Here is a 16,747-nt window from a genome sequence, read left to right as displayed (position 1 = left end):
TCCGCGTACCGTCCTGTGCCGCTTCCACGCGAACGCCGCCAGCGCCGGTGGCCTCGACACCGCTGAGAAAGCCGGTGATGCCTGCGGGGGCGGGGCACAGAGCGATCCAGCGAAGTCCGCGCCGGCCGTCGGCTTCGACAGAGCCGGGGAAATGCTCGATCTGCTGCCCCGTTGGAGGGCGCCCGGGGCGACGGCAGGCGGTGAGGTGCCGCATGCCCGTTAACCGTTGCCGGCCAACCCCCGTCACCGGGCATGCGGGCGGATGATCAGGCCCGTCGGCCCGCTGTGGCGATCACCTGCGCCGGGGAGTTCGCAGCGTACTGCGCTGAAGGAGACACCGTGGAAGGCTGCGCCTTTGAGGCGGTCGCGATGCGTTCGTCGGCAGCTCGCGGGAGGAGGGCATCTGGTCTTTGACCTGCTCAAGGCCGGGCAGGCCACGCGAATGCGCCGGCCGGCTCCTGCGCCCCGCACGGGGTACCGGAGACGGCCGGTCGATGAGGAGTGCGTCAGGGGGTTACGGCCGGGCTCTTCGGCTGTGGCGGGCCGTACCCGCCGTTGGTTACAGGGCTCGGGTGAGGCGGTCGGTGAGCAGGCGGGTGAAGCGGGCCGGGTCGGGCAGGTCGCCTCCTTCGGCGAGCAGTGCGCTGCCGTATACCAGCTCGGCGATCTCCGCCAGGGCGGGGTCGTCGGCGTTGGTGGCGTGTGCCGTGCGCAGTGCGGTGATCAGCGGGTGCTTGGGGTTGAGTTCCAGGATCCTTTTGACGGTGGGCAGCTGCTGTCCCATCGCCCGGTACATCTTCTCCAGGGTCGGTGTCACGTCGTGGGCGTCGCCGACGATGCACGCCGCTGAGGTCGTCAGCCGGGACGACAGGCGGACCTGCTTGACCTGCTCGGACAGGGCAGTGGCCAGCCAGGGGAGCAGGGCGGCGAAGTCCTGCTCGCGCTGGGCCTTGTCGGCGTCGGTTTCCTGCTCGCCGTCGGCGGACGTTTCGAGGTCGACCTGGCCCTTGGCGATGGACTGCAGAGGGTGCCCGTCGAAGGCGGGGACCTGGTCCACCCATACCTCGTCGACGGGGTCGGTGAGGATCAGGACCTCGTATCCCTTGGCGGCGAAGGCTTCCATGTGAGGGGAGTTCTCCACCATCGCGCGGGTTTCGCCGGTCAGGTAGTAGATGCTCTCCTGGCCGTCCTTCATGCGCTCGACGTACTCGCGCAGCGTGGTGGTCTTGTCCGGGTCGTGGGTGGAGGCGGCCGATACCAGCTCCAGCAGGGCCTGGGTGTTGTCCGCGTCCTCGATCAGGCCCTCCTTCAGCGCGCGGCCGAACTGCGCCCACACCTTCTCGTAGTGCTCGACGTCGTTGGACTGCATGTCCTTGAGGGCGCCGAGGACCTTCTTCACCAGGCGCCGGCGCACGCCGCGGATCTGGCGGTCGTGCTGGAGGATCTCGCGGGAGACGTTCAGTGACAGGTCGTGGGCGTCGACGACGCCCTTGACGAAGCGCAGGTAGTTGGGCATGAGCGCTTCGCAGTCGTCCATGATGAACACTCGCTTGACGTACAGCTGCACGCCGGGCTTGGTCTCGCGGGAGAACAGGTCGAAGGGTGCCTGTGAGGGGATGAACAGCAGCGCCTCGTACTCGAAGGTGCCTTCGGCGCGCATGTGGATCGTCTGGGCCGGGGGCATCCAGTCGTGGCTGATCTGCTGGTAGAACTCGTGGTATTCGTCCTCGGTCACCTCGCTGCGTGGCCGGGCCCACAGTGCCTTCATCGAGTTGAGGGTGTCGGTGTGGCGCGTGGTCTCGCCGTCAGTGCTGGTGCGTTCGGTGGCCATCCGGATCGGCCAGCGGACGAAGTCGGAGTACTGCTTGACGATCTGGCGGATCTTCGACTCGGACAGGTAGTCGGCGAGGCCGTCCTCGCTGTCGGCGGGCTTGAGATGCAGGATGACCGAGGTGCCCACGGGCAGGCCGTCGATTTCCTTGATGGTGTAGGCGCCCTCGCCGTCGGACTCCCACTGCGTGCCGGAGGAGGTTCCGGCCCGCCGGGTGCGCAGGGTGACCTTGTCGGCGACCATGAACGCCGAGTAGAAGCCGACGCCGAACTGCCCGATCAGGCTCTCGGCGGTGGCGGTGTCCCTGGACTCCTTGATCTTCTGCAGCAGCTCGGCAGTACCGGACTTGGCGATGGTGCCGATCAGCTGCACGACGTCGTCCCGGCTCATGCCGATCCCGTTGTCACGGACGGTCAGGGTGCGGGCTTCCTTGTCGGCTTCCAGCCAGATGTGGAGGTCGCTGGTGTCGGTCTCGCCGATGCTGGAGTCGGTGAGTGATTCCAGCCGCAGCTTGTCCAGTGCGTCGGAGGCGTTCGAGATCAGCTCGCGCAGGAAGATGTCCTTGTTCGAGTAGATCGAGTGAATCACCAGGCGGAGCAACTGGCGGGTCTCGGCCTGGAACTCCAGCGTCTCGACACTGCTGCTCATGTGGATCTCTTTCTGTGGATAGGGAACGGATCTGTATTCGGGCCGGGGACGAACCGCTGCCCGTCGGCGGGGTGTGCCGGAGCGCACCCGTGGAGTGTGACCCCTGCGGGAGGGGAGTCAGCCATCGTCGGCTGTCGGCGTGTGCCGGTCTTCGAGGGCCTCCAGGGACTGGACGAGGCCGGTGTGGCGGGCATCGAGGTAGGAACGCATGCCGGTCAGGGGCGCGATGAGCTCGGCGGCGTCGGCGGCGCCGAGAGCGGCATGCAGGGCCGCCTGGGCTGAGCGTGCTTCGGGCGCGAGGTGGGCGAGTGCGGTCATCTGTGCGGCGAGGCGGCGCAGGTCGGCGGCGTTGGCGCGGGCCCAGCTGGCGGTGGCGCGTTCGGCGGCCCGGGCCTGGCGGGTGGCCGTCACGCGCTGCTCGCCGGTGGTGCCCGAAGCGCCGGGGCGGCCGCGCAGGTAGCGGCGTTCGGCTGCCTGGCGGCTGGCGACGCCGAGGGGGTGGGCGAGGTCGGCCCAGCTGGCGCCCGCGTCGCGGGCGGTCTCGATCAGGCCGGTCTCCCATCCGGCGAGCTGCTCGCGGACCTGCCGCAGCAGCATCAGGGAGGCCAGTGCCTGCTCGGGACCGGGACCAGCGGCGTCGGGGCTCTCGTGCTGGGCATCGCGCAGGGCGTCGTCGATGGCGCCCAGGGCCGCTGTGGCGGCGAGAAAGGACGCGGGGCTGTGGGCGTCGGCCGTGGACGGCCGGTCGGCTGCAGTCACGGGAACCTCCCTCGAATCGTCATCGCGTCGACGACATCATGTTTGTCATCCATTGGATGACATGTTACAACGGTGTCAGTGAAGCGCATTGGCAGCAACTGCCTGAACCGCTGGAGGTGTTTCCCACATGTTGATGCGCACTGATCCCTTCCGTGAGCTGGACCGGCTGGCACAGCAGCTGATGGGCCCGGGGACCTGGTCGAAGCCGTCGGCTATGCCGATGGATGCCTACCGCGAGGGCGACGACTACGTGGTGGCCTTCGACCTTCCCGGCGTCACCGCCGACGCCATCGACATCGATGTCGAACGGAACATGCTCACCGTCAGGGCCGAGCGGCGGCCGGTGGCGAAGGCCGACGACGTGCAGATGGAACTGTCCGAGCGGCCGCTGGGCGTCTTCTCCCGCCAGATCGTCCTCGCCGACACCCTCGACACCGAGCACATCAAGGCCGACTACGACGGGGGCGTTCTCACCCTGCGCATCCCGATCGCCGAGCGCGCCAAGCCCCGCAAGATCTCCATCCGTGACGGCTCCGGCCGCAAGGAGATCTCCGGCTGACACCCGTGTGGACCGGTGCGGGGGACGGACACCGGGCCTCCCCCCTCCACTCCGCCCTCCGCACCACCGCAGGCAGCCCGACGATGCAAAGGGGTGGCGGCCGAGATGACACTTCGACGCGAAGCGTTCCTCGACCACGTCAAGGAACGCGGAGAATACGGCACCGCGCAGGAGGCCGAGCGCGCGGCCCGCGTGGTCCTGGCCCTGCTCGGCGCGCACCTGGTCGGCGACGTCCGCGCCCAGCTGGCGGCACGCCTGCCGGAGGCATTCGCCCTGATCCTGCTCAACCCGCTGCAGAGTGCCGAACCGCTGCCACCCGAGCGGTTCGTGAGGGCGGCCGCAGCCTGGATCGAGGGCGCCACCGAGCAGACCGCGACCTGGGACGTCAGCGCCGTACTGTCCACCGTCGCCGACACCGCCGACGACCTCCTGGGGGACATCCTGCTCCAGCTCCCCGCCGGCTACGACCTCCTCTTCGGCCGCCCCCAGCCCACCTGACCAACCCCCGGGTGCCCCACACGGCCCCACGACTTCGCGAAAGGCATGCACCGCAGTGATCACCGACGTGCGCGTACCCCTTCAGCACCCGCAGCCGTACTCCACGAGGTACGAGCAGATGCTGGAGAAGGTCCGCTACGAAGGCGCCTACCCCGACCGCGAGCGGGCAGACGAAGCCGTCCGCCTGGTCCTGGCAGGACTGGGACGCCAGCTGACCGGCGACGAACGCGTCGACCTGGCCGCCTGCCTGCCCCTGGAGGCCGCACGCTGCCTGACCGCCCAGATCCCCGACCCCAAGCCCCTGGGGGGCTGGGACTTCGTCAAGGACCTCGCCGCACGCTCCGGCGCCTCCCTGGCCACCACCCGCTGGGACACCGGCTCCGTCCTCGCCGCCGTCAACGCCCACGCCGGCCGCCACCTCATCACCCGCATCCTCCACCAGCTCCCCGCCGGCTGGGCGCTGCTCTTCGGCCAGGCCGAACTCACCCCCGCCGCATAGACGGCGCAACGGACGCCCGGGGCAGACACGGTGCCTCCTCCCGCGTGGCGTGGCTGACCGGGGCGCAGGAGTTGAGGACTGGCGGACTCCCGCGCTGGGGGAGGAGGGCGCCCTGGCCGGGCAGCTGCGGATGCGGCGCCCGGCCCGCCCTGGCGTACGGACGCGGACCGTGCGGCGTGTCCGTCATTGTCTGGTGATCGACCGGTGGGGGAGCGGCTCCACGCCCCGGTTGGCCCTGAAAGGGCGGTCGACAAGCCCGTGCGCCGCTGCCTTGCGGGCGGAGGCGGTGCGGCCCCGGCGGCTCGCTGTTCGGGAGATTGTGGCGACCGCCGGGGCTCGCCGTGTGCCGGGATGGCTGGATCGCTCAGCAGGAACCGGGCCCCGCGCGCATGCGGATTGCGCCCGCGCCAGATCTCCTCAGCGGGTGGCGGTGTTACGGGATACCTGGCGTGCCCGGAGCACCAGGGGAATCTGGAGCGGCACCCTGGCCTGGGCGGCACGCCTGAACGGCGTGGGCTTGTCGCGCCAGTCGAGGGCCATCTGCGCGTTGGCGGGTACGACCGCGACGAAGAACGCGGCGGCCGCAGAGGCTGTACGCGCCCGTGTGCGCGGCAATGCGATGCCGGCGGCGAGGGCGGGTTCCATCGCGCCGCTGACGTAGGTCCAGGCGCGCGCTGATCCTGGCAGGACCCGCGGCACCATCGCGTCGAAACCTCCACCCACAGGCGCTTCCTCAAGGCTGCGGACGGCCCACAACCATGAGGCCATGCCGCACACGACCGTCGTTGATCAGCCGTCCGCTAACTGACCAGACCGGCGCGCTGGCGCCCGGTCCGCCTCTCTCCGCGCCGTCGCGGCTGGTCGCCGCATGGCGTGGCGGGGGGACCTCACTGGAGTGCCGGCGCGCTGGTGGCGCTCACCCTCTCCTCGCTCGTCCCTTACCTCAGCTTTCCAGCGCTTTCCTGCTCCGCGCCGCAGCTACGGCAGCGTCAGCGGACGTCCTGGTCCGCGCCGCCCGATCCGCAGTCTCTCCAGCACCCGGCGGAGCATGGGGTTGTCACCCCGCTGGCCGGGCGAGGTGAGCCAGACCAGCGGGCGGGCCCGATCGTCCGCCAGCAGATCGACTTTGCAAGTCAGTTCACCCCGTGAGCGGCCCAACGCCTCCCGCCCATCGGCATCCACACGCGTCCCGCCCCTTCTCGCGGGAAATCGCGAGGTGGCCGGTGCCGGGCTCCGGGCGCGTGCTGATGCCCCCGACACGCAGTGGAGTCGGTGTTCACCGCCCACTCCGCCTGCTGGTCCCCGGACCGGGCTCGGGCCCCGTCCGGGTCGATTGCGTCGGCCTCGACCTGGAGCCCGGACCGGATCCATTGCCAGGTTGTCTCCGCCGACCAGCGGCGATGCCCCTCGTAGACGGTCTGCGCGGGCCCGTAGCGCTCAGGCAGGTCCTTCCGAACGGCCTAGCCGACGAGTTCGCTCACGAGTGCGGCGACTTGTTCCACCTCGATGAGGAAGCCGTCGTGACCGTACGGGGATTCGACCACCCGGACGCGATCCGCTGCAGGGATTCCGGCTGCCAACTCCGCTTGCTGGGACAGTGGATAGAGGCGGTCCGAGTCGACGCCCGCGACGAGGGTTCTGGCTGTCACACGGCTCAGGGCGGCGCGCGTACCGCCTCGGCCGCGACCGATGTCGTGACTGTTCATGGCCTCTGCGAGCGTGACGTAGCTGCCCGCGTCGAAGCGGCGCACGAGCTTGGCGGCGTGGTGGTCGAGATAGGACTCCACCTGGTACCGGCCGCTCGTCCACGGGTCCTCCGCCCCCTGCGGCGCGCGGCCGAAACGCACCTGGAGTTCCGGTTCGCTGCGGTAGGTGACGTGGGCGAGGCGACGGGCCAGGCCGAGCCCCGCGTGCGGGCCGAGCCCGGGGCCGGCGTCGTGGTAGTCGCCGCCGCGCCAGTGAGGGTCGCTGCGGATGGCATGGAGCTGGATGTGCGCCCAGGCGATCTGCTCCGCGCTCGCCGCGGCCGTTGTGGCAAGCAGCAGCAGCGCCCGCGTCCGTTCCGGATGCGACACGGCCCATTCCAGCGCCCGCATTCCGCCCATCGACCCGCCGACGACCAGTGCCCAGCGGTCGATGCCCAGCGTGTCGGTCAGGTTAGCCTCTGCCGCCACCTGGTCACGCTGTGTCAGGAAAGGAAAGCCGCCACCCCAGTGGCGTCCGTCCGGTGTGAAGGACGCCGGTCCAGTGCTGCCCTGGCAGCCGCCCAGCACATTGGGAGCGACGACGAACCAGCGGTCGGTATCCAGTGCCAGACCGGCCCCGATGAGCCCGTCCCACCAGCCGGGGGTGGGGTGTCCGGGTTCGGCCGGTCCCGCGACATGGCTGTCACCGGTGAGCGCGTGGAGCACCAGGACGGCATTGGAGCGGTCCGGAGCCAGTCGCCCCCAGGTCTCGAACGCGAGCCGCACACCGGGCAGTTCACCGCCGGCCTCCAGTGGCAGCGGTTTCTCCTGTACGTGCCATTGGCGGCGCCCCGGGGGGTCCCCCTCCCGCCAGGCCCCGGAGGCCGGGGGGAGGGGGGCCTCGGAGGTCGCCAGTACGGTGTTCAGGACGCGCTCTTCGCCGCGCGGAAGCCTGCCTCCAGGTCCGCCTTGAGGTCGGCGAGGTTTTCGATGCCGACCGACAGGCGGACCAGGCCGGGTGAGGCGCCGGTCGCCGCCAGCTGGGCCGCGTCAAGCTGGCTGTGGGTGGTGGACGCCGGATGGATGATGAGACTGCGCACGTCGCCGATGTTGGCAAGGTGGCTGAACAACTCGACAGCGTCGACGAACCGCTTGCCCGCTTCGGCGCCGTCCCTCAGCTCGAAGGCCAGGACCGCGCCGGCGCCGCGCGGCAGGTAGCGCTGCCCTGCCTCGTACCACCGGTTGGATTCCAGGCCGGGGTAGTGGACGGCGGCGACCTCGTCACGCTGTTCCAGCCATTCGGCCAGAGCCTGGGCGTTCGCGGAGTGCCGTTCGAGGCGCAGACTGAGCGTCTCCACGCCCTGCAGCAGCAGGAAGGCCGAGTGCGGAGAGAGGGCCGGCCCGATGTCGCGGAGCAGCTGCACGCGCAGTTTGACGGCGAAGGCACCCGGGCCGAGCGCGGGCCAGTACCGCAGGCCGTGGTAGCTGGGGTCAGGTTCGCTGAAGCCGGGGAACCGGTCGGTGTGGGCGCCGAAGTCGAAGGTCCCGCCGTCGACGACGATGCCGGCGATGGTGGTGCCGTGGCCGCCGAGGAACTTGGTCGCGGAGTGCACGACGATGTCGGCGCCGTGCTCGACGGGCCGAAGCAGGTACGGGGTGGGCACGGTGTTGTCCACGATCAGCGGGACGCCCGCCGCGTGCGCGACGTCGGCCACCGCCTGTACGTCGAGCACATTGCCGCGCGGATTGCCGAGTGTCTCGGCGAACAGGGCCTTCGTGTCCGGCCGGATCGCCGCTCGCCAGGCTTCGAGGTCGTCCGGGTCGTCGACGAAGGACACCTCGATGCCGAACCTGGGCAGGGTGTGGCGGAACAGGTTGTAGGTGCCGCCGTACAGGGACGTGCTGGAGACGATGTGGTCGCCCGCGCTCGCCAGTGTCAGGATGGCGAGGGTCTCCGCGGCCTGCCCGGAGGCCAGTGCCACCGCGGCAACCCCGCCTTCGAGGGCGGCGATCCGCTGTTCGAAGACGTCCTGGGTGGGGTTGTGGATACGGGTGTAGATGTTGCCCGGCTCGGCGAGTGAGAACAGGTCGGCGGCGTGCTGGGTGTCGCGGAAGACAAACGAGCTGGTCTGGTAGATCGGCACCGCCCGCGCCCCAGTCGTGGGATCCGGCGCGGCGCCGGCGTGGATCTGCTTGGTCTCGAACGACCAGGCCGAGGCGTCGGGGCCGGCTGGTTCGTCCTTGGGGATGTGGCCGGCGGTGACGGAGTCGATCGGCTGGCTCATGGTTCTCCCTTGTGCGATGCGTGCGGGGTGCCTGAAGAGACCGTGCGGCTGCCGTCCGGGCCTGAAGAGGGCAGGCCCGGAGGAAGGTGCGGCACGATGGTGCAGAGAGCGCGCGAGGTGGAGAGGCGCGAGGTGAAGAAAAGGGGGATCAGATGCCGGAGCGCGCGGCGTCAGCTCACGGCGGAACAACCCGTGGTGGTGACACGCACGTAGTCAACGTGGCGGCGGGTCACGAGCACGGTCATGGGCTCAGGTAACCACAGATGGTGACGGCGCACCAGCACGACTTGGAAAACGGAGCGATGCCTCGTCGATGAGCCCCGTTCGTACCGTCTGCGACGCAGGACAGAAGAGGGAACTGACCGGCGAACTGGTCCATTCCGAGGGGGCGGCCCCGCAGAGGACGCCGCTGTCAACCGCGTGGTTGACGGGCTCGGCGCGTCCACCATTCAGTCTCCCGTGCAGCTCTGTCAGCGCCGGGTGGTGTTTCCCTCTGTTCGTCGTGCACGTGCTCGCCCCCTTACCTTCTTGATCAGCCCCGTAATGGGGCCCCCGGCCTCCGGGACGGCACGTCTGCTCTCCCTGTTGATCATGACAATGGCGTTGCTTTTGGGGCGCCAGGGCAATGGGTCGTTCGTGTTGGTGTCGCGTCTGGAGCGGCTGGGGTTGGGGATCTTGACCCGTTCGTGTCCGCCTGATCTGGTGGACCGGGTCGTAGGTGAGGCGGGATCCGGGGAGAAGCGCCGGCGCTTGCTGTCGGCTCGCTTTACGGTGTACTTCGTCCTGGGGCTGTGTCTGTTCCCGCGGGTCGACTATCCTTAAGTTCTGCGGCTGTTGAAGGCGGCGAACTGGGCTTGCGGCCGTGGTCGGGAGTGAATAAATCCTCCCTGACGAGGGCCGGGCAGAGAAGCGGCTGGACGGTGATGCGAGACCTGTTCCACGCGATGACGCGCCCTCTGGGACAGGGCCCCGGAATCCTTCTACGGCCTGCGCGTCCTGGCCGTTGACGGAATTCTGTTGGCGGCGTCCGACTCGGAGGGCAACCGGGAGGTTTTCGGCAAATGCGGTTCTCGGCGCAGCCCCACGGGCTATCCGATGGCACGGATGGTCGCCGTGGCGGAAAAGCCTGCGACATGCGGCGGCGGGAGGTCATCCGGCGGGGGCGAGGGCCTGCCAGCCGTTCTCAAGGAGATCGAAGGCGAGGGTGATCGCTTGGCGGGGGTCCTCGTGTCCGCGGGCCGCGCGGGGTGCTTCGAGGGCGAAGTGGGCCAGGGCGGTGCACCGGGGGTCGTCGGCAGGTCGGCCGCTTTCCTCGGCGATGGCCTGGGCCAGGGCGGCGGTGTGGCGCAGCCACATGGCCTGTGAGTAGTCGCGCAGGGCCGGTGTGCTGTTCACGAGGTCGAGGTAGGCGGTGAACGGGGCGTCGCTGCCTGTTGTGGCCATGCGAGAGCGCAGCGCGTGCTCGCGCAGTGCCGCGGGGATCGACTGGCCTTTGGGGCGTTCACGCACGGTGGCGAGCAGGTGCGCCTCCCGGTCCGCGTCCTCGTCGAAGACGAGAGCTTCCTTGACCGGGAAGTGTTTGAACAGCGTGGTGGTGGAGACATCGGCGGCTTCGGCGATCTCGCGGATGCCGACGTCGTCGTAGCCGCGCTCCAGGAACAGCCGTAGCGCGGCGTCGGCGATGGCCTGGCGGGTGGCGGCCTTCTTGCGCTCGCGGCGCCCCACCGGTGCGGAGCCGCTGTCGGTGTCGCTCATGCCCAGACTCTACCTCGTCGGGTTGACCGGATGCAAAAGTTGAGCCGTTGCACTTATTGAACCGTTGTGCTCTTCTGGAGTGGTCGCCGTGGGGCCTCAGCCCGCGGGCCTCTCCCTTGCATTCCTCGTCTCCGAAAGGAGTGATCAGGCATGTCCACGTCCGATTCCCTCCCCGTTTCCGGCCCCTCGGCCGTCCCCAAGAACGTGCGCTGGGTGCTGCTCGGCGTCATGCTCGCGATGCTCCTGTCCATGCTCGACAACATGGTGGTGAGCACCGCGATGCCGACGATCGTCGCCGACCTGGGCGGGCTGGAGCGCATCTCCTGGGTGGTCACCGCGTACACGCTGGTGACCGCCGCCACGACGCCGATCTGGGGAAAGTTCGGCGACCTGTTCGGCCGCAAGCCCGTGTTTCTGGCGTCGATCGCCGTGTTCATCGTCGGATCCGCGCTCTGCGGAGCCGCCCACTCAATGACCGGGCTGATCGCCTTCCGCGTCGTACAGGGCATCGGCGCCGGCGGGATCGGCGCGGGCGCCTTCGCTCTGATCGGTGCGCTCGTACCACCGCGCGAGAGGGGCAAGTACCAGGGCATGACCGCCTCGGTGATGGCGATCGGTACCATCGGCGGCCCGCTCCTCGGCGGATTCGTCACCGGCCGCTTCGACTGGCGCTGGGCCTTCTTCGTCAACCTGCCCCTCGGCCTGATCGCCCTGGTGTGGCTGTGGCTGAAGCTGCACATGCCGGCCCAGCGCATCAAGGCGAAGATCGACTGGGCGGGCATCGGCCTGCTGACCGGCTCGATCACCGCGATCGTGCTGGCCGCGACCTGGGCGGGCACCACTTACGCCTGGGACTCCTGGCAGATCCTCGCCCTCGGTGCGGCTGCCGTGATCGCACTGGCCGCGTTCCTCGCCGTGGAGAACCGGGCCAGTGAGCCATTGCTGCCGCTGAGCGTGTTCACCAACCACCGCAACTACCCGCTCGCGATGGTGATGATCCTCGCCGCCGGTGTGGTCATGTTCGGCGTCGGCCTGTACCTTCCGCTGTTCCAGCAGTCCGTGCAGGGCGCCTCTGCCACCAACTCGGGACTGCTGATGCTGCCCATGATGATCCCCGTCGTGATCGCCTCGACCGTCGCGGGCAAGGTCATGTCAGCCACCGGCAAGTACAAGATCTTCCCCGTCCTCGGCACCCTGTTCCTCGCGGCCGGCCTCGGGCTCCTGGCCACCATGAGCACCGACACCTCACAGCTGCTGACCGGCCTGTACATGGCCCTCGTCGGCATCGGCCTGGGATTTACCATGCAGATGTCGGGCACCATCGCGCAGAACAGCGTGCCCCTGCGCGACATGGGCGCCGCGATGAGCTCCGTCAACCTCTTCCGGACCCTGGGCGGCTCCCTCGGCGTCGCGGTCTTCGGTTCGCTGTTCACCCGCGCAGTCCAGCCCTCGCTGCCCGCCGGCGCCGCAACAGACCCGGCCGCCCTGCACCACTTGCCCGCCGGCGCCAACGACGCCTACCTCCAGGCGGTCACCACCGGCACCAGCCACATCTTCCTGACCGCCGCAATCCTCTGCCTCCTCGGCTTCTTCGCCGCGTCCTTCGTCATCGAAGTCCCTCTGAAGAAGGCCGGCCCGCCCGCACCCTCGGCCGACCGGGCCCAGACCACCCCCGCCCCCGCCCCCGCCGCCAACTGACACGCCATACGCCAACACAGCACAGGCAACACGAACAAGGCACCGCCATTGAGCTCCACCCCGTCCCACGTTTTCGACCAGCACGCGGACAACCGCCGGACCGCCCGCGGGAAGCGGGACTACTGGACGACTTCCACCGCATCTCGCGCCGAGATGGCAGCGGAGGGCAGTGCCTTCCTGAACCGTCTTCCACCACGTCCCGGAAGAAGACGGATGCTTCAAACGAAGATCGACCGCGTACTGCGCGACGTCCCTCTGAAGTCGCTCGACGCCGGCACCTTGAGCTGGGGCCACATACGGTGCTCCGTCGGCGAGCCCACGACGGAGCACCGTCAACTCCACTTCGCCGACGGCTCCGTCATCGAGGCCGGCCTCGATGACGGAGTTGGCGTACGACACCTGCACCGGCCCGCCGGCACAGCTGACGGCAGGCGCGTCGGCCGGATCCGCCCAGCATGATCTTCCACACTCGGGTGACCACCTGGAGGTTGAGCCTCTATTCGACGTTCGCCTCGTGCAGCGCGCGAGCACGCGGCCTGTCGTCAGCGACCAGGACTACGTGCTCGGAGCGTCGGGTCAGCAGCGAACGCATGCCGGTGGCGGAGGCCGCCCGGCCCACGGTCTGGGCGAACGAGTCGTCCGCGGGCCGGTTCGACCACTCCAGACGACGACGTGATGGCTGCGGTGGAGGTCGTGTCCCACTGCCTCGGACCGGGCGTAGGCGTTCGCGGGGTCCGTCGCTGTCAGGAGGTCGTCGACCAGCTCGCGGCGCAGCCGCAGCTCCACTTCGGCCACGCCGCGCAGGTGCGCCAGCTCCAGGGCGAGCGACGTGGCGGCGTGTTCGAGCGCGAACACGGTGTGTTCGTCGGCCTCGTCCAAGGCATCGGCCACTGCCAGCACCCCAGGATCTCGCCATGCGGGCGTACCAGAGCGGTCAGCCGGTCCTTCATCCGTACGCGACCCGCCGCGCGGGCGACGGTGTGCAGACTGTCGTTCTGGCGTACGGGGTCCGGTTCCGGGTAGGGGTCGGGTCGGCCGGGGCCTGACCCGGAAATCAGCCGGCCGAAGCGGTCTTCGGCCGGCGCGGGAAGTCCGGTGAGCTCGTGCAGTGCGCGGGTGGCGGTCTCCTCGCCGCTGTCCAGGGCGGCGATGCTGGCAGTGAGCGTGTGACCGGCCGGCTGGTGGCCCAGCTCAGCGACCACGGATCGCCGCATGTGGCCGCGCGTGCTTGCCGCAGGGGATGCCTGTTCCCCGGCCATTGAGTCGTGGGCCGTGGTCGCGAGCTTCCCCTCCTGGTTGCCGGCGCTTTCCTGTGGCCGGACGACGGCCAGGACGGTGGTGTTACGCAAATCCCAATGTGCCTACTGCCCGCATGCGTTGCAGGGCGAGCTCGAACGCGGTGGGCTTGATACTCAGCGGGCCGCTGAACGGGTAGTTGAACTCATAGACGATAAGCAACATGACCCCCACGGTCAGGGTCAGCGCGCAGACCGCGCCGGCCTGGACGCGGAGGCTGCCGACCTCGAAGAGATACACGAACCCCACGGTCATCAGCGCGCCCACCAGCAGTGCGGCCCACAGCAGAGGTGGGACCCCGGCGGTGGCGGCCTCGTTCACGCGCTCGCGCCGCGCGTCACCGAGCTGCCCGACCGCCTCCAGAGCGCCCTGGTAACGGGCTTGATCAGCTCCGCTCTGAGGCTGGCGGGTGTTGACGAAGTCGCGCAGGGCGGTGAAGAGGGTCCACGCAGCCGCGCTGTCCTTCCCCTGGCCCAGCAGCGGCCACTCCTGACCGATGACGGTGGAAGTGTAGGACTCGGTGAGCCGGGTCAACGTCGCGCGGTCCGGCTGCGGCAGGGAGCGGGCGTACCAGGAAATCTGAAGCAGGGCGTTGGTCTCGGTATAGGTGTTTGCGTGCTCGCGGGAGTGTGTGTCCCAGACGCCTACTACGATCATCGCCAGAACGACGGCATAGATGACGCCGATCTCCGCGTACACGAACCCGAGGACGTCGTTGTGTCGTTTGCGCGATGAGACGGGGATGAATCGGGCAGTAAGAAATACGGAAGCGGTGGCTGCCGCAGTGAGGCCGATCAGCAGCACGAATCCGAGCACAGGCATAGCAACTCCGCTTCGCAGTCAGCCAGGTGGCACTGACGTCCACGCCGTCGTTGCCAGACTTCCCGCTGCCTCCCGCACGCGGGCGGGACAGCACGGGCGCACTGTTGGATTCGGCGGGGCGCGGGGAAGCAGAGAGCAGCTTCAAAACGGACGATAAAATAAGGCTTTTTATGTAAGACCCATTGGTGAAGTATCGAGGGCTCGCGCTCCTGGCATGACGCGCACGGTCCGTAGCCAGGGTCCCGGCGCTGCACCGTTCCGACCGGTCAGAGGCACAAGGGAATGGGCGGAGAGGGGGCACTGAATCAGCCGCCGTTCGTCCTGTGAAGACTCTGGCGCACCCCAGGCCAACTGCCGTGTGCCTTTGCTGGGTTGCACCGTAACCGATCTTCGGCCACTTCCCCCGTCGGGCCGTAGGGGTCATCTCTCTGATCCGCTCACACCCTTTGGGAGAGTCATGCGTAAGTTCAGAGTGTGGCACGCCGGGATCACGGGCGCCCTCTTCGACCAAGTCCAGCCATCCTGACTGCCGAGCGCGAGAGCACCAGCACCGACAGCTCGCCACGGCTTCACGGGGAGGGCTGAGGTTCAGGTCTGGGCGGCGAGAGCGATACACAGGGCGGCGACGCCGACGGTGAGCCAGGCGAGGTAGTCGCCCAGGTGCCCGGAGTGCAGGCGGCGCAGGGTCCGCACGGCCCGGGCCGCCGGGTGGTGCGCGGACAGCTCGGGTGTCCGCTGGTGGACGGCGGCAGTGGCCAGGGCGACTGCGAGGGCGGTGGACAGCAGGCCGAGGAGTACGCCGGGCATGGTCCAGTCGGCTGCCGGCGGCGGGTTGCCCTCACCGGCCGGCTGGGGGAGGGCGAGGACGGTGGCGGTGTAGCGGGCGGGGTCGGTGAAGACGGCTGCTCCTTTCGCGAGGGCGGTCGCGGCGGCGGGCAGGACGCCGATGCAGGCGGCCAGCGCGAGCAGGACGGCCGGGACGACGGTCATGGTGGGCGGCGCGGTGCGCTGGGGTGAGCGGATCTCCGGTTCCTCGCCCTGCCCGGTGGTCTCCTCCTGGTCGGGCCGCCTGCGCGGGGCGGGGCCGGCGCCGAAGAAGATGCGCAGTCCCGCGCGCAGTACGGCGGCGCCGGTGAGGGCGGAGGCGGTGACGAACACGGCGGGCAGCCAGGGCTGCCAGCGGGCGGCGTCCTCCTCGGCCAGGGCCTTGCCGAGGCCGGTGCCGAGCGGAGGCAGCCCGGCCAGCGCCAGCGCGCCGGCCACGAACAGCACGCCCACCAGGCGCAGGTTGCGGGCTCTGCCGTGCAGACCGTGTTCGTCGACGGAGCCGTAGCGGTCCAGGAGCACCCCGGCGAGGGCGAACAGGGCGGCCTTCACCAGGCCGTGCGCGGCGACGTAAAGGGCCGTGCCGGCCACGCCGTCGGGGGTGAGCAGGGCGACACCGATCAGGAACAGCCCGACGTGGCTGACGGTGGAGAACGCGAGCAGGCGCTTGAGATGGCGCTGCTGCCAGCACATCAGCGCGCCCAGGAGTGCGGTCAGCACGCCGAGGGCGGTGAAGGTGGTGCGGAACGCCGCGTGGGGGATGCCGCCGGGGCCGGAGAAAACGGTCCAGTAGACGCGGGCGATTCCGTAGACGCCGAGTTCGACCATGACGCCGGACATCAGCATGCACACCGGGGTGGGGGCGACGGCGTGGGCGTCGGGCAGCCAGAAGTGGAACGGCACGGCGGCGGCCTTGACCAGCAGCGCCGTGCAGATGAGGACGAAGGCGACCACGGTGAGCATGTCGGTGTGGTGGCCGGCGAGCTGCTGGCCCAGGCGGGCGAGGTTGAGTTCGCCGGTGCGGGCGTAGAGGAAGCCGATGCCGAGCAGGGAGCAGTAGGCGGCGAAGGAGGTGACGATGCCGAAGGTGAGGGCGCCGTGCAGGGGGCGGGGGTCCTCGATGTGGTAGCCGGTCAGGGCGTAGGCGGCGGCGCCCATGAGTTCGAAGAAGACGAAGGCGTTGAACAGGTCGCCGGTGAGCGCGAAGCCGGCCATCCCGGCCTCGAAGAGCAGGATCAGCGCGGGGAAGGCACCGGCGTGCTCACCGGTCGGTTCGTCGAAGTAGCGCCAGGAATACACGATCACGGCGAGGATCAGGACCGCGACGAGGAGCGCGAGGCCCGCGCCGATCGGGTCGGCGGCGAGCACGATGCCCAGGCGGGCGGGCCATCCGCCCAGGTCGGCGGTGGCGAGGTGGCCGTCGGTGCGGGTCCAGAGCAGGGCGAGGCAGGCCGTTTCGGCGCTGGCGCAGGTGGTGGCCAGGATGTCGCAGCCCAGCCGCGGCAAGGCCCGGCCGGCGACGGCGAGCAGGGCCGCGCCGAGCAGGGGCAGGGCCACCGCGAGCGGCAGCAGCGTGGCTTCGGTCAC

Annotated in this window: 15 protein-coding genes; 6 read left to right on the top strand and 9 right to left on the bottom strand. The window is 69.6% G+C overall.

What is annotated here, in order from left to right; translation table 11 throughout:
* Positions 1-559 precede the first annotated feature (559 nt).
* On the bottom strand, positions 560-2,479 hold the full coding sequence (gene htpG / locus AB5J87_RS00280) for a molecular chaperone HtpG (protein ID WP_369372554.1): 1,920 nt from the start codon (positions 2,477-2,479) through the stop codon (positions 560-562).
* A gap of 117 nt (positions 2,480-2,596) precedes the next feature.
* Positions 2,597-3,238 (bottom strand): type III effector protein, encoded by a 642-nt coding sequence (locus AB5J87_RS00275; protein WP_369372552.1) that lies wholly within the window; start codon positions 3,236-3,238, stop codon positions 2,597-2,599.
* Between the two features lie 127 nt (positions 3,239-3,365).
* Here AB5J87_RS00275 and AB5J87_RS00270 point away from each other — a divergent pair, with 127 nt between their 5' ends.
* The 3 genes from AB5J87_RS00270 (at position 3,366) to AB5J87_RS00260 (ending at position 4,794) form a co-directional block, all read left to right on the top strand.
* On the top strand, positions 3,366-3,797 hold the full coding sequence (locus AB5J87_RS00270; RefSeq protein ID WP_369372550.1) for an Hsp20/alpha crystallin family protein: 432 nt from the start codon (positions 3,366-3,368) through the stop codon (positions 3,795-3,797).
* Positions 3,798-3,902: 105 nt separating this feature from the next.
* Positions 3,903-4,295, top strand: a complete 393-nt coding sequence (locus tag AB5J87_RS00265; RefSeq protein ID WP_369372548.1) for a DUF2267 domain-containing protein — start codon at positions 3,903-3,905, stop codon at positions 4,293-4,295.
* 55 nt (positions 4,296-4,350) lie between these two features.
* The gene (locus AB5J87_RS00260) at positions 4,351-4,794 is read left to right on the top strand and encodes a DUF2267 domain-containing protein (protein ID WP_369372546.1); all 444 of its coding nucleotides are present in this window, start codon (positions 4,351-4,353) and stop codon (positions 4,792-4,794) included.
* Between the two features lie 417 nt (positions 4,795-5,211).
* On the opposite strand, the gene AB5J87_RS00255 is transcribed toward AB5J87_RS00260, so the two are convergent.
* The 3 genes from AB5J87_RS00255 to AB5J87_RS00245 all read right to left on the bottom strand — a co-directional run bounded on the left by AB5J87_RS00255 (position 5,212) and on the right by AB5J87_RS00245 (position 8,764).
* The gene (locus tag AB5J87_RS00255; protein ID WP_369383313.1) at positions 5,212-5,496 is read right to left on the bottom strand and encodes a hypothetical protein; all 285 of its coding nucleotides are present in this window, start codon (positions 5,494-5,496) and stop codon (positions 5,212-5,214) included.
* A gap of 758 nt (positions 5,497-6,254) precedes the next feature.
* Positions 6,255-7,406, bottom strand: a complete 1,152-nt coding sequence (locus AB5J87_RS00250) for a homoserine O-acetyltransferase (protein WP_369383312.1) — start codon at positions 7,404-7,406, stop codon at positions 6,255-6,257.
* Positions 7,403-8,764, bottom strand: a complete 1,362-nt coding sequence (locus tag AB5J87_RS00245) for a bifunctional o-acetylhomoserine/o-acetylserine sulfhydrylase (protein WP_369372544.1) — start codon at positions 8,762-8,764, stop codon at positions 7,403-7,405. Before AB5J87_RS00245 ends, AB5J87_RS00250 begins: the two co-directional genes overlap by 4 nt.
* A gap of 543 nt (positions 8,765-9,307) precedes the next feature.
* Here AB5J87_RS00245 and AB5J87_RS00240 point away from each other — a divergent pair.
* Positions 9,308-9,586 (top strand): transposase domain-containing protein, encoded by a 279-nt coding sequence (locus AB5J87_RS00240; RefSeq protein WP_369383311.1) that lies wholly within the window; start codon positions 9,308-9,310, stop codon positions 9,584-9,586.
* A 327-nt stretch (positions 9,587-9,913) separates the two neighbouring features.
* On the opposite strand, the gene AB5J87_RS00235 is transcribed toward AB5J87_RS00240, so the two are convergent.
* Positions 9,914-10,519: a TetR/AcrR family transcriptional regulator gene (locus AB5J87_RS00235; RefSeq protein ID WP_369372542.1), complete on the bottom strand. Its 606-nt coding sequence runs from the start codon at positions 10,517-10,519 to the stop codon at positions 9,914-9,916.
* Positions 10,520-10,669: 150 nt separating this feature from the next.
* Between AB5J87_RS00235 and AB5J87_RS00230 the strand changes: the two genes are divergently transcribed.
* Together AB5J87_RS00230 and AB5J87_RS00225 are read left to right on the top strand one after the other, a co-directional pair.
* A complete protein-coding gene (locus AB5J87_RS00230; protein ID WP_369372540.1) occupies positions 10,670-12,217 on the top strand; it encodes an MDR family MFS transporter in 1,548 nt (515 codons plus the stop codon).
* A gap of 213 nt (positions 12,218-12,430) precedes the next feature.
* Positions 12,431-12,676: a hypothetical protein gene (locus AB5J87_RS00225; RefSeq protein WP_369372538.1), complete on the top strand. Its 246-nt coding sequence runs from the start codon at positions 12,431-12,433 to the stop codon at positions 12,674-12,676.
* 117 nt (positions 12,677-12,793) lie between these two features.
* Here AB5J87_RS00225 and AB5J87_RS00220 read toward each other — a convergent pair whose 3' ends face one another.
* The 3 genes from AB5J87_RS00220 to AB5J87_RS00210 form a co-directional block, all read right to left on the bottom strand.
* Complete coding sequence (locus AB5J87_RS00220; protein ID WP_369372536.1) at positions 12,794-13,108, bottom strand: hypothetical protein; 315 nt, start codon at positions 13,106-13,108, stop codon at positions 12,794-12,796.
* 450 nt (positions 13,109-13,558) lie between these two features.
* Positions 13,559-14,335: a hypothetical protein gene (locus AB5J87_RS00215; RefSeq protein ID WP_369372534.1), complete on the bottom strand. Its 777-nt coding sequence runs from the start codon at positions 14,333-14,335 to the stop codon at positions 13,559-13,561.
* A 588-nt stretch (positions 14,336-14,923) separates the two neighbouring features.
* A complete protein-coding gene (locus tag AB5J87_RS00210; RefSeq protein WP_369372532.1) occupies positions 14,924-16,747 on the bottom strand; it encodes a complex I subunit 5 family protein in 1,824 nt (607 codons plus the stop codon).

The sequence above is a fragment of the Streptomyces sp. cg36 genome (assembly GCF_041080675.1).
Lineage (GTDB): Bacteria > Actinomycetota > Actinomycetes > Streptomycetales > Streptomycetaceae > Streptomyces.
The sequence above is the reverse complement of the archived record's forward strand: the minus strand, read 5'-3'. Positions and strand labels throughout refer to the sequence as shown.